The 13,756-nt window shown below is 63.1% G+C and carries 5 protein-coding genes; all 5 read left to right on the forward strand.

All coding sequences use genetic code 11. The features are described from left to right. Positions 1-35 precede the first annotated feature (35 nt). The 5 genes from IBT46_RS04700 to IBT46_RS04720 are packed head-to-tail and all read left to right on the forward strand — an operon-like array spanning position 36 to position 13,716. Complete coding sequence (locus IBT46_RS04700; protein ID WP_200544478.1) at positions 36-7,718, forward strand: putative Ig domain-containing protein; 7,683 nt, start codon at positions 36-38, stop codon at positions 7,716-7,718. A gap of 19 nt (positions 7,719-7,737) precedes the next feature. Then, entirely contained in the window at positions 7,738-9,492 is a 1,755-nt protein-coding gene (locus IBT46_RS04705; RefSeq protein WP_200544480.1) for a TolC family protein, read from the forward strand. Positions 9,493-9,530: 38 nt separating this feature from the next. Then, complete coding sequence (locus tag IBT46_RS04710; protein ID WP_234472018.1) at positions 9,531-10,259, forward strand: efflux RND transporter periplasmic adaptor subunit; 729 nt, start codon at positions 9,531-9,533, stop codon at positions 10,257-10,259. Beyond that, a complete protein-coding gene (locus tag IBT46_RS04715; protein ID WP_200544484.1) occupies positions 10,256-11,596 on the forward strand; it encodes an efflux RND transporter periplasmic adaptor subunit in 1,341 nt (446 codons plus the stop codon). The genes IBT46_RS04710 and IBT46_RS04715 overlap by 4 nt, the downstream gene beginning before the upstream one ends. Next, positions 11,581-13,716 (forward strand): HlyD family efflux transporter periplasmic adaptor subunit, encoded by a 2,136-nt coding sequence (locus IBT46_RS04720; protein WP_370569398.1) that lies wholly within the window; start codon positions 11,581-11,583, stop codon positions 13,714-13,716. The genes IBT46_RS04715 and IBT46_RS04720 overlap by 16 nt, the downstream gene beginning before the upstream one ends. The last annotated feature ends 40 nt before the right edge of the window (positions 13,717-13,756 follow it).

Below are 13,756 nucleotides of genomic sequence, written 5' to 3' on the forward strand. Positions count from 1 at the left end.
CATCCGGCAGAACGCGTTAATTATTAGGTGAACTCATGAAAAAATCATCCACACGCCCGGCCTGGAGCCTGACGCTGGCGCTTGAGCCGCGCATGATGTTTGATGCCGCAGCGGTCACTACCGCCGCCGACGTGGCCGACGCTACCGCCGTTGCCACCACCGCACCGGTCGCCACCGCTACGCCGGCCAGCGATGCGGTGTTTAGCATTGACGCTTCCGGCACGCCGGGTGCCGACGTACACCTGTTCAGCAACGCCAGCGTATCGGCGGACAGTGCCGGTGAAGAAATCAGCAAGCTGACCCTCAGCGTGAATACCAGCGGCAGCAACCAGGCGCTGGTGATAGACGGCACGGCGATTACGCTGACCACCACCAGCGAAACGAGAGAAACGGCCAACAGCCACTACTCCTACCGCGTGGCGATTGCCGATAACACCACCACGATAACGCTGTTTCTGACCAACGCAGGTACCGTGACCCCTGATGCGGTAGAGAGCCTGATTAACGGTATCAGCTATCGCGCGCTGGACGGTGAGGTAAGCAACGGCAGCGTGACCGTCAGTCTGGGCACCCTAAGCGACGTGGGCGGTGACAGTACCGATCTTGATATCAGCAGCACGGTGACCATCGATAACGATAAAAACCTCGCGCCCGAAGTGGACAGCACCGGCGATCTGACGCTGCTGGACGATCTCACCGTGTCCGATCTTGCCGACGGCGCCAATGCCGTGAGCTATTCACCGGACGGTGCATTCGCCTACGTCGCCAGCAGCAAGGGCAGCGTGGTGGTTTACAGCGTTTCCGACAGCGGCGTGCTGACCAAACTGCAAACCTTTAGCGATACGGCTAATTTTGCCGTGACCAGCGGCATGGCGGTGGGCGATAAGGCGGTTTATCTGCTTAATGTGGTACAGAATGCCGATGGTTACAGCTACAGCAGTTCTATTATCACCCTGACGCGCGCAGCGGACGGTACACTGACCTTTGCCAGCAAGGAAACTATCGGCGACCGGCCGATCAATATGGTTGTCAGTGAAGATGGCAAACATCTTTACATCAGTTCCAGCGTCAACGGGATTTATGTCTACGACATCAATGCGCAGGGCACGCTGACCTTTGCCAGCCGGCTAACCGGCAACGTTGACCGTCTGGCCGGGTTGACGACGGTAGGAGACTACGTATTCGTTATGTCTCCGGGCGGCAGTTTCCAGACCCTGACCGTGCTAAAACTCACGACTGAGAATGGCGTCAGTACGCTGACCGAGGTGGATAACACCACCATCACCTCATCGTTTGACTTCACTTCTGCCTGGCAGCTGGCCGCCAGCAGCGACGGCAGCGTGATCTATACCCTGAATACCAGCTCCGGTGCGCTGATTGCCTGGAGCTTTAACGGCAGCATTTTAACGCAGGTCGAAAGCCGCACCATTACCTCAGCGCAGGATGTCGCCATCAGCAGCGACAACAGCCTGCTGTACGTCAGCACTAGTAGCGGCCAGCTGTCGGTATTTGCCATTGCCAGCACCGGCGCGCTCACCCTGGTCAGCAGCCAGACCACCGGCGGCAGCACCGCGTTGGCCAGCAACGGCACCTCGCTGGCGGTGGTCGGCGGCAGCAGCGTGGAGGTGTATACCTCGCTGATCACCTACACCGTCGGCGGCAGCCCGGTGGCGGTGACCACCGGCATGAACGTCTCCGACAGCAACTTTGACGTGCTGAACAACTGCGCGGGCAACTATAAAGGCGCCTCGATCACCCTGACCGCCTCCGGCAGCAGCGACAGCCAGTACAGCTTCGCCAGCGACGGCGGCCTGACCCGGCAGGGCAGCCAGCTGCTGCTGAACGGCAGCGTGATTGGCACCGTGGCTGCCAGCGGTAATACGGTGAAAATTACCTTCACCGCCGACGTGACCACCGCCACCGCCAACCAGGTGCTACAGCAGGTGATGTGGGCGACCACCGGGACCAGCAGCGCGCTGGTGACGCTCAGTGTGGTGGTTAACGACGGCCAGCTGAACAGCAACACCGGCACCGTGCTGCTGCGTGTCAACACCAGTCCGCTGCTCAACCAGGAGGTTGTCGCCGGTTATACCCTGCCGCAGGCCACTACCGAGACGGACTACTGGCTGGAGCTGCCTGCGCTGTTTAGCGATGCCGACGGCGAAAACCTGATCTGGAGCGTCACCGGCCTGCCGGACGGTCTGACCTTTAATGCCGAGACCCACACGATTTCCGGCTCCACTACGGCGGTCGGCACGTTCAGCATCACCATCAGCGCGAAGGATAGCACCGGTGCCTCAGCCAGCCTGACTCTGTCACTGGCGGTCGCGCAGATTGATAACCGCGCGCCGCAAACCAACTGGGACGCCAGCAGCCAGCTCAGCTCGGCGGTGGTCAACGAGTCGTTCACCCTGAAGCTGGACACCACGCTGTTTAACGATGCCGATGCCATTTACGGCGATACGCTGACGTGGACGTTGGAGGGCCTGCCGGAAGGGCTGACCTTCGATGCAGAAACCCTGACCATTAGCGGTACGGCGACCTCGCTTAGCGATAACTACCTGACCATTACCGTCACCGATAAGTCCGACGACAGCGCCAGCCGCGATATGACCCTGCGGGTGATTACCGCCGATGAAGCCGCCAACACCACACCTACGCTCGGCCCGCAGTCCAGTTCGCTGATCTACACCAGCGAAGGCGGCCTGTCGGGCTATGGTTATTATGTCGATGCGATCAATCTTTCCGACGATGGCACCAGCCTGGTGGTGATCGGCGGCACCAGCACCAACTGGGGCGGCACCATTTACGTTAGTGTGTACAGCCGCGATACCAGTACCGGCGAGCTGACACTGCAAAAAACCTATACCCAGGGCAGCGTCAATGACGGTAACGACGCCAACGGTATTGAAATCGACGGTATTCAGGGCACCACCCAGTCGGCCTTCTCCGCCGATGGCAACACCCTGTATCTGTCCGGCACTAACAGCAGCGGCAAAGCGGTGCTCCAGGCATTTACTCTCGGCGACGACGGTTCGCTGACGCTGATTTCTGGCGCGGAAATCGGTGCCACGGCAGTGAAGCTGGTGGTGTCCGATGATGGCAGCAGCGTTTACGCGGTGAGCGCCAGCGGGCTGTACCGCTACAGTGTGGATGCCCAGGGCAAACTGACCGCACAGGAAAGTTTTACCGGGCTGAGCAGCGCACTGAGCATGAGCCTGGACGCCAACGGTACGCTGTACGTCATCAGCAGCACCGGCAACATGAGCCTCTATAGCACCGACAGCAGCGGCGTATTGAGCTATGCCGGGAAGCTGACCCGCGATGGCACTGCGCTGACCTGGACCGATAAAGACGGCAACGCCAGCAGCGCGGGCACGCTGGGCTCCAGCAGCGGACTGAACGGCACCTTTACCCAGATGTCGGTTTCCGATGACGGTTATGTCTATGTGGTGACCGGCACTAACGGCTATCTCACCGTGCTGCATTACGATGCGGCGAACGGCAGCATGAGCCTGATCTCGTCAAAATCTGTCAGCTCCGAGGTCGGCGGTTTCCCGATGTCGGTGACGGTTTCCGCCGACGGTACGGCGCTGTACGTTGGCACCAACGCAGCCAGCCTGGCCGTGTACACCATTGGTGAAGATGGCAGCCTGACTTTCCGCAATACCATTCAGGGCGACGGCGCGATGATTGCCGTGGCGGTCTCCGCCGACGGAAAATCGATTTACGGCGGTTCGCGCTACTACAAGAGCGGCCTGCGCGCGTTCGACAGTTCAACGGATCTGGTCTCCGTGGCGTGGACCGAACGCGGCAGCAGCGAGATCGCCAGCCAGCTGGTGCTCGGCGACGTCGACTATGATGCGGCCAACGGCGGTGCGGGCAACTACAACGGCGCCACCATTACGATGGAACGCGAGGGTTGGGCCAACGCCGACGACAGCTACAGCCTGAAAGAGGGGAACGGGCTGACGCTGGAGAACGGCAATATCCTGCTCAACGGCACCGCGATTGCCAGTTTTACCGTCAGCGAAGGTACGCTGACCGTCACCTTTACCGCCGATGTCACCACCGCGGTCGCCAACCAGGTTCTGCATCAAATCAGCTGGCAGAGCACCAGTAAAGCGCCGGGCAGCACCCTGACGATGGTGGTCAGCATCAGCGATCCCTGGACGACCGCCAGCCAGTCGGTGAAGGTCAACATCACCGAGATTAACGACGCGCCGGAAGCCAGCAGCCAGGCGACCGACCCGACCTATCGCGACACCAGCGGCAGCACGCTGGTGTTCAGCAACACGGTGGTGGATACCATCGAAGACGGCCAGAGCATCGTACAAATCACCCTCAGCGTCAGCGGACTGGTAAGCGGCGAGAGCGATTATCTGGTGATTGACGGTAAAAATGTCCTGCTGGCTGACGGCGTTCGCGTGCTGACCGACAGCAATATCGTGGTCACCGTCAGCGTCACCGACGGCGTGGCCTCGGTTACTATCGTCAGCGACGCGGGCATCAGCGCCGAAAAGGCCCAGACGCTAATCAACACCCTTAGCTACGGCAACCCGGATGCCTATCTCGGTAGCCGCGAAATCGTGCTGACCGGCATCAAAGACAACGGCGGCACCGCGCTCGGCGGCAGCGACAGCACCGATCTGGATATCCATTCGGTGATTACGCTACAGGCGCAGGACGCCGGTCCGCAGCTCAGTTCACCGGATAGCGATAAGCTCAGCTGGGCCGGAAGCCTCAGCGAAGTCAGCGGCCTCGGCACGATTACCCAAAGCGTGCTGTCGGATGACGGCACCAGCCTGTACGTTATCGACGGCAGCGGCAAGATTGCGCTGTTCAGCCGCGATACCGCCACCGGTGCGCTGACCTGGCTCGGCAACATGGACAGCGGGCTGGGTAAAATCGACAAGATCGCCCTGATTGATAACGGCAGCAAGCTGGTGATCAGCACCAGCGGTGTGCCCGAGGGCGGATCTGACGATGACTACAACTACAGCATTAATACCTTCAGCATCGGCGCGGACGGCACGCTGACGCAGGACGACAGGATGGAAATGTGGGATATCAGCTCGGTGCTGGTCTCCGGCGACGGCCTGACTATCTACGTGTATAACCAGAGCGGTCTCAGCGCGATCGCCATCGATGCCGAAACCGGCAAGATGACCAGTCTCGGGGATGTCGAAGCCAATGCCTTCGATCCGCCGCATCTGTGGCAGCCGGTGGCGCAGGCAATCAGCGGCGATTATCTGTTTATCGTCACCGATCCGGTATCCAGCCAGTTCCCCAACGCCATTATCGTCTACCAGCGCCAGGCTGACGGTACGCTGGTGCTGCTCGGCGCGGTCTTCGATCAGGACACCGACGCCAGCGGCAGCAAGCTGTCCATCGACTCACCGTCGGCAATTACTGCCAGCGAAGACGGCAGCCTGATCTATGTCGCCACCAGCAGCGGCCTGCAGATCTTCAGCCTGAACCAGAAGAGCGGCCAGATCGTGCAGACCGGCGTGATGAGCGATATCAGCGGCGTGACCGCGCTGGCGACCAGCAACGACAGCATCTACGTCACCCTGAGCGACGGCACGTTGCAGGCTTACAGCATCGGCAACAGCGGCCAGCTGACCCTGACCTCCAGCTGGAGCAGCAGCGAGTACGCGGCGCTGAATGGCGCAACCAAAATTATCACCACCCGCGACGGTGGGGTGATCGTCAGCGGCAGCCAGCTCGCCAGCCTGATTACCGTGGTGGAAGAGGTGCGCTACACCGTCGGCAGCGGCGCGGAGCTGAACTTCAGCAGCGACGTGACGCTGAAGGATAAAGCGCTGGATCTGCTTAACGACGGCAGCGGCAACTACGGCGGGGCGAGCGTAACCGTCACCGACAGCAGCGGACTGGGCAGCTTTGCCTTCACCGCCGACAGCGGCCTGACGCTGAACGCCGACGGTCAGGTTGTGGATAACGGTACGGTGATTGGCAGCTTCAGCCAGCACGATGGCGTGCTGGTTGTGACCTTCGCCGACGGCGTCAGCAGCGCCACCGCCGGGCGGGTGATTAGCAGCCTGGTCTGGAACAATGTGGACAACAGCACCGGGCGCACGGTGACACTGTCACTTATTGTCAGCGACGGTGAGCTCACCAGCGGTGCCTGGCAGCAGGCTGTCACCATTAACCACGCGCCGCAGAGCACCGACGTCAGCTATCAGCCTGCGGTGATCACCCTCGGTACGGCGTACACCGCGACGCTGCCACAGGGGATGTTTACCGATGCTGATAACGACACGTTGAGCTGGAGTCTCAGCGGCCTGCCGGACGGTATCACCTTTGATGCGGCCACCCGCACGCTGAGCGGCACCGCCACCTCGGCAGGGGTTTATTCCCTGACCATCACCGTGACCGACGGCGACGGTGCCAGCGCAACCCGCCAGCTTGAACTGCGGGTGAATACCACACCGGAGCTGGGCACGGGCGAAACCCGCTTCAGCGTCTCGTCCGGTACGGCCATTAGCGTGGCGCTGGCCGACACGCTGTTTACCGACGCCGACGGCGATGCGTTGACCTGGCAGGCGGATAACCTGCCTGCGGGGCTCAGCTTCGATGCTGAAACCCACACGCTGAGCGGCACGCTGCCGTCCGGGCGCTACACCCTGACGCTGACTGCGACCGATGCCTGGGGCGCCAGCGTCAGCCGCACGCTGGTGCTGCTGGCTAACCGCGCGCCGCAGGTCACCGACGCGACCTTCACCCCGGACGAGCCGATTGCCGGCATCAACTGGCAGCAGACGCTGCCCGCGGATCTGTTTAACGATGCCGACGGCGATGACCTGACCTGGAGCGTCAGCGGACTGCCGGACGGGCTGAGCTTTGACGCCGACAGTCGCACCCTCAGCGGCCGCGCCGCCACCGACGGCAGCTACCTGATTACCGTTAGCGTCACCGATCCTTACGGCGGCGTGGCCAGCCGCACCTTTACGCTGACTATCCAGCCTGCGGGCGCGGGAGTCTCACCGGTAGTGATGACCCCGGTCACGCTGTTCCCGCAGGCGGACGGCGATGCTGAACGCTTTATCTGGCAGGAGCGCGAGCCGGAATTTATCCCGGTCAGCGCCGGGGCACCGCGCGACCCGCTGGTGCTGAGCGATACCCCGGTGCTGGCCAGCGGTCCGCTGGACTACCAGGCCACGCCGTGGCAGCTCGATCCGCTGATGCCAACGCTGATGCCGACGCTGGAGAAGGTCAACTTCACGTCCCGTACCGCCGATAACCCGGCGCTGGCACGCGCCACCGCATGGCGCGGTGAATGGCACGACGGCGGCAACGGTCAGCAGGTCTATGCGTTGCCGCCTGGCCTGGCGGGGCGCGGCGGCATTGTGTCGGTTCAGCTGGCCAACGGCCGCCCGCTGCCGGAGTGGATACGCTATGACGCTGCGCACAGCGAACTGCAGATTAACGCCGCCGATGCCGGCCGCGTTGGCCAGGTTCAGCTGCGCCTTGAGCGGGTGGGCGGTGCGCCGGCGCTGCTGTTAACGCTGCACGGCAGTGAGTCTGCGCGTGCGGCAGCGGAAACCAGCGAACGGTTTCTGATACCGACCACCGGGGTACGCGCTCAGACGCAGCCGGATGTGGCCTTTAATCAGGGTGTATCACACTCGCTGAATGCCCTACGCGGCGACGGCGACGATTTGCTCCAGGCGCTGAATGCGCTGGCGCGTGACTAACAGGGATTTAACTTTATAAATGAATAATTTCAATACGATGGGAACGCTTTCAGTGACTCACTTTACCTCTGTTTCTGCACCCGTACAGGCGCCGTTCAGCGCGCCGCGTCGTTTAAGCCTGGCCGTCGCGCTGGCCTGTTCTCTGCTGGCCGGATGCGCCGTCACCCCCGAGGCAATGACCCCCGCCGAGCAGGTGACTCAGGCGATGACCGACCGCACCAAGATGTTCAGCGATCAGGAACCGGTGCGCGGCAACATTACCCTGGATGAAGCGATTGCCCGCGCGCTGAAGTACAACCTGCAGCAGCGCGTGGCGCTGATGGAGCAGGCGATGCAGGACGATCTGCGCAGCGTGGCCAGTCTGGATATGCTGCCGAAGCTGGCGGCCCGTGCCGGGCTGCAAACCCGCGACAACGTAGCCGGTTCCAGCAGCCAGTCGGTGACCACCGGCCAGCAGTCGCTGGAATCGTCCACCAGCCAGGATCAGACCACCCGCACCGCCGACCTGACCATGAGCTGGAACGTGCTGGACTTCGGTATCAGCTACGTTAACGCCCATATGCAGGCGAATAAAACCCTCGCCGCCGAGGAGCGCCGCCGCAAAGTTGTGGCGGATATTACCCGTCAGGTGCGTACCGCCTGGTGGGAAGCGGCGACCGCACAGCGCCTGAAGCCGGAAGTGACCCGTGCGCTGGGCGAGGCGAAACGCTCGCTGGAGTACGCCCGCGCTACCGAACGTGAGCGCCTGCTGCCGCCGGTAGAATCCCTGCGGTTCCAGAAAAATATGCTGGAAATGGTACGCCAGCTGGAAGTGGTGGACAGCGACCTGGCGCTGGCGAAAGCCCGCCTGTCGTCACTGATGAACCTGCCGCCGGCCAGCGACTTCAGTCTGGTGGTGCCTGCTGAAAGCAGCATGGTCGCACCGAAGATGAGCTACACGCTGGGCGATCTGGAAAATATTTCCATGGTTCGCCGCCCGGAAATCCGCGAGGAGAGCTACGAAGCGCGCAATGCGGTGCTGGAAACCCGCCGCTCGCTGCTGCGCCTGATGCCGGGTGCGACGCTGTTTGCCGGAGTGAACGGCGACAGCAACAGCTACCTGGTGAACCACGGCTGGGCCTCTGCCGGGGTGCAGGTCAGCGGCAATCTGCTGAACGTGCTGGCGTGGTCGTCAGTGAAGCGTGCGGGCGAGTCGGCCGAACAGGTGGCGGAAGCCCGTCGCCAGGCGATGCGCATGGCGGTCATGGCCCAGGTTAACGTCTCCTGGCAGGAGTACCTGAGCAGCGTGCAGATGTTTAACCGTTATCAGGAACTGGCGCGCGTTCAGCAGGGTATCTACCAGCAGACCGATCTTAGCTACCGCAACCAGGCCGCCACCCAGATGGAGCAGATCCGCGTCAGCACCGAAACCATTCTGACTACCCGCGCCCGCGACCGCAGCTTTGCGGTGATGCAGAACGCGCTGGGTAGCATCTGGCAGGCCGCCGGTCTGGATATTCTGCCGGACCGCGTTAACGACACCAGCCTGGCCGCGCTGAGCAGCAGCATTAACAGCACCAGCAAACAGATTGAAAACGGCGCGATTGCCGTGCCTGCACTGGGTGCACCGACCGGTAACGTGACCACCGCCGCGCCTTCTGCCGCGCTGCTGGCCGCCAGCCGTCCGGCACCGGCCCCGACGCCTGCACAGCAGGCTGTGAGCAGCCAGCCGTACGCGGTGAGCTCAGGCAACATGTGGGACAGCTACAGCTCCCTGTCCGGCGGTGCGCAGTGATGAGCAAAAAACGGGCGTATCCGCTGCTGCTGGCGCTGATGATGGTGTGTGCTGACCGCGCGCTGGCGGAGGATGCGCCGCCGGAACCGGTGCGCGTCCAGCTCAGCGCGGTACAGCAGACCACGCTTTCCAGCGGCATTGCGGCGCGGATCAATACGCTGACGGTGAAAGAGGGCGATCGGGTGAAGCAGGGTGCCACCCTGCTGAGCTTCGACTGCACCATGCTGAAAGAGAAGCTGAACTATGCCAGCGCCAACGAACAGGCGGCGCGGAAAAAGCTGGCGGTGGCGAACCGGTTGGATCGCCTGAACTCAATTAGCGTCTCGGACGTTGAGCAGGCGCGTTCGGCGGTGAGCATGGCGCAGGCGGAAAGCGGCGTAAACCGGGCGATGCTCGACCGCTGCGTGCTGAAAGCGCCGTTCTCCGGCCGCGTGACCGAAACGCTGGTGCGCAACTGGGAAACGGTGCCGGAAGGCAAGCCGCTACTGACGCTGTACGACGACAGCGCCTTTGAGCTGGAAATGATTGTGCCGTCGCGCTGGCTGCGCTGGCTGAAAGCCGGCACGCCGTTTACCGTGGCGCTGGATGAAACCGGGGAAAGCTATCCGGCGAAAATTGTCCGCCTCTCCTCGGCGGTCGATCCGGTCAGCCAGTCGGTGAAGGTGTTTGGCCGTATTGAAGAGAAGGGCGACGGCCTGCTGCTGCCTGGCATGAGCGGCGCGGCGCAGTTCAGCCTGCCTGCCACCTCCGACACGGCGGCGCAATGAGTGAGATGAACCACGCTGCGGCAGCGGAAGGGCATCTGCGGGCGCTGAGCGAGCTGCTGCGCCTGCAGGGACGGGTGCGTGAGCTGGCCAGCAGTGACGAACTGGCCTTCTTTATGGTCAATGAAACTCATCGGTTGACGCCCTACCGCCAGGCGCTGCTGTGGGACGGTGCCAGCGGCAGGCTGCGTGCCGTTTCAGGCATCGCCGCGCCGGACGGCCACGCGCCGTTCAGCCAGGAGATGGCCCGGCTGTGTTCGCGCTGGCAGCAGAGTTACAGTCAGCCGTCGCGGCTGGATGCCAGCGTGCTGGACCCCGCCGACCGCGCGGTGTGGCAGGAGTACCTGCCCGCGTACGGGTTGTGGCTGCCGCTGCCTGCCGCGCAGGGTGAAACCGGACTGGCGCTGCTGCTGCTGCGTGAAACGCCGTGGCAGGACGGCGACCTGCTGCTGCTGAAAGAGCTGGGCGGTGCCTTTGGTCACGCCTGGTTCGGCTTGAATAACCGACGTGGCGCTAAACGGCAGAAGCCGAAGCGCGGTAAAGTGATTGCCGCCTGCGCCGTGCTGCTGGCGCTGATGCTGATCCCGGTGCGCCAGTCGGTGATTGCACCGGCGGAGGTGGTGGCGCATCGCCCGGCGCTGCTGCGTGCGCCGCTGGCCGGGGTGATTGATGAGATCCTGGTGCGGCCCAATCAGGCGGTGAAGCAGGGCCAGGCGCTGGTGCGGCTGGACTCCCGCGAATTGCAAAATCAGCTGGAAAGTGCCAGACAGCAGTTTGCCGCCAGCGACGGTGAATATCGCCAGGCCCAGCAGCAGGCACTGAGCGATACCGATGCTAAAGCACAGCTGGCAGTGCTGGCCAGCCGCCGCGAGCAGGGGCGCACTGAAATGGCCTTCCTGCAGGCGCAGCTGGCGCGTACCGAGCTGGTCGCCCCGCGCGACGGCGTGGCGATTTTTGATGACGTCAGCGATCTTACCGGCCGTCCGGTGGCGGTCGGCGAGAAAATAATGCTGGTGGCCGATCCGGCGGACAGCGAACTGGAGATCCAACTGCCCGCTGCCGACGCCATCGCGCTGGCACCGGGTGCCGACGTGCGGCTGTTCCTCAACGTTGCGCCGGATAAATCGGTGGCCGCAACGCTACAGCAGACCGGCTACCGGGCGGCGCTGACGGCGGAAAATATTATGGCCTACCGGCTGCGCGCCGGATTCAGCCAGCCGGACCCGCTGCTGCGCGTTGGGCTGAAGGGCAGTGCGAAAATCTACGGCGAACGCACGGTACTGATTGCCTGGCTGCTGCGTAAGCCGTGGTCGGCGATGCGCGTCTGGCTGGGAGTATAACCGTGGGGGTTTCTGTTGATTTACCGCCGCTGCGCGAAGAGTTAATTCTGCATCGCGGCCCGGCGAACTGGGACGGTTCCCCCAGCTGGACGCTGGAAGATCCGCAGCGCGGGCGCTTTTTCCGCCTCGGCTGGCTGGAGATGGCGTTGCTGTCGCGCTGGTCGTTGGGCGATCGTCAGAGGCTGATTGCCGAAGTGAATCAGCGGCTGCCGCTGGAGATCGGCGACGAGGACGTGGAAAACTTCAGCCGCTTCCTGCAGTTTCATTCGCTGACCCGGCCCGAGGGCGAAGCCGCGCTGAAGCAGTTCCTCAATCAGCAGCAGCAGAGCCGCAGCGTCTGGTGGCGCTGGCTGCTGCATAACTATCTTTTTATGCGCATTCCGCTGCTGCATCCGCACCGTATGCTGCAACGGCTGCTGCCGCACGTAGAGCTGTTCTATCGGCGACCGTTCTGGCTGGCTACCCTGGCCGCCGGGGCCTGCGGGCTGCTGTTCGCCAGCCGCCAGTGGCAAACCTTTCTGCATACCTTCCTGCACTTCTTCACCCTGGAGGGGGCGCTACTGGCCGGGGGGACGCTGGTAGTGACCAAGTGCCTGCACGAGCTGGGGCATGCCTTTACCTGCACCCGCTACGGCGCGCGCGTCTCTACGCTGGGGGTGGCGCTGCTGGTGCTGATGCCGGTGCTGTACACCGATACTTCGGCGTCGTGGAAACTGCCGAAGCGCCGCCAGCGGCTGGCGATAGGGGCTTCCGGCATGCTGGTGGAGCTGGCGCTGGCGGCCTGGGCGACGCTGGCGTGGAGCTTCCTGCCGGACGGCATGTGGCGCAGCGCGGCGTTTATGCTGGCGACCACCACCTGGATAATGACCCTGCTGATCAACCTCAGCCCGCTGATGCGCTTTGACGGCTACTTCCTGCTCTCCGATGCGCTGGGCGTGCCGAATTTGCAGGCGCGCGGCTTTGCGCTGGCCCGCTGGCGGCTGCGCGAATGGCTGTTCGGGCTCGGCGATGCCCCGCCCGAACAGTGGCCGGACTGGCTGCGGCGCACGCTGCTGAGCTACGCCTTCGCCACCTGGGTGTATCGCCTGTTTCTGTTTACCGGGATTGCGCTGCTGGTTTATCACATGGCGTTTAAGCTGCTGGGAATGGCGCTGTTCGCGGTGGAAATTGGCTGGTTTATCCTGCTGCCGATCTGGCAGGAGCTGCGTGAATGGACCAAACGACGTAAGGATTATCGAATGAATCGTCATCTTGGGGTGACCCTGGCGGGGGTCACGCTGGCTCTGCTGGCGCTGATCGTGCCGTGGCAGCGCACCGTTACCGCTCCGGCGCTGCTGCGTGCCGCCGAGCAGCACAGTTTTTATATGCCGCTGGCCGGAAAAGTCGGGGAGATCCTGGTGAAACCCGGACAGCAGGTGAAGAGCGGGGAGCCGCTGTTTATCCTGCAGGCCGACGGTGAGTCGCACCAGCGCCAGCAGCTGGCAAAGCAGGTGGCCACCCTCAACTGGCAGCAGCAGTATCAGCTAATGAATCGCCGTGCAGCGCAGAATCATCAGCGTGTGCGGCAGGAGCGTGAGGCCGCAAATCAGCGGCTCCAGGTACTGGAACAGCAGCAGCAGGCGCTGACCGTGCGCGCCCCGGCCGAGGGTGTGATGGTGGATCAGATGCTGCCGCTCACGCCGGGCGAATGGCTGCCTGCGGGAGAATGGCTTGGTACGCTGATCGGTCCTCAGGGCGGCGTGGTGGAGGCGCTGGTGTCCGAACAGGACTGGCGGCGGCTGAAGGTGGGCGACAGCGGCACCTTCTATCCACGCGATGCCTCCCGTGCGGCCAGTGAGATTACCGTGGTGGATATAGAACATGCGGCGCTGGCGGACATGAAGCCGCTGGCGGAACTGGCTTCGGTCTACGGTGGTCCGGTGGCGACGCTGAGCGACGCGCAGCGCAGGCTGATGCCGGAACAGGCGGTGTATCGCGTGGTTCTGAAACTGCCGGCCGACAGCCCGGCACCACAGCAGGTACTGAGCGGCACGGTATCGCTGAAGGGGGAATCGCAAAGCCTGGCGGTCAAACTGTGGCAGCGGGTACATGCGGTATTGATACGCGAGCTGTCGTTTTAGCCCTTGCCGAATTCTTCCGCACGATAATTAACCGTGTGCG

Origin of the sequence: Erwinia sp. S38 (assembly GCF_016624545.1) — a bacterium.
Classification (GTDB): domain Bacteria; phylum Pseudomonadota; class Gammaproteobacteria; order Enterobacterales; family Enterobacteriaceae; genus Erwinia; species Erwinia coffeiphila.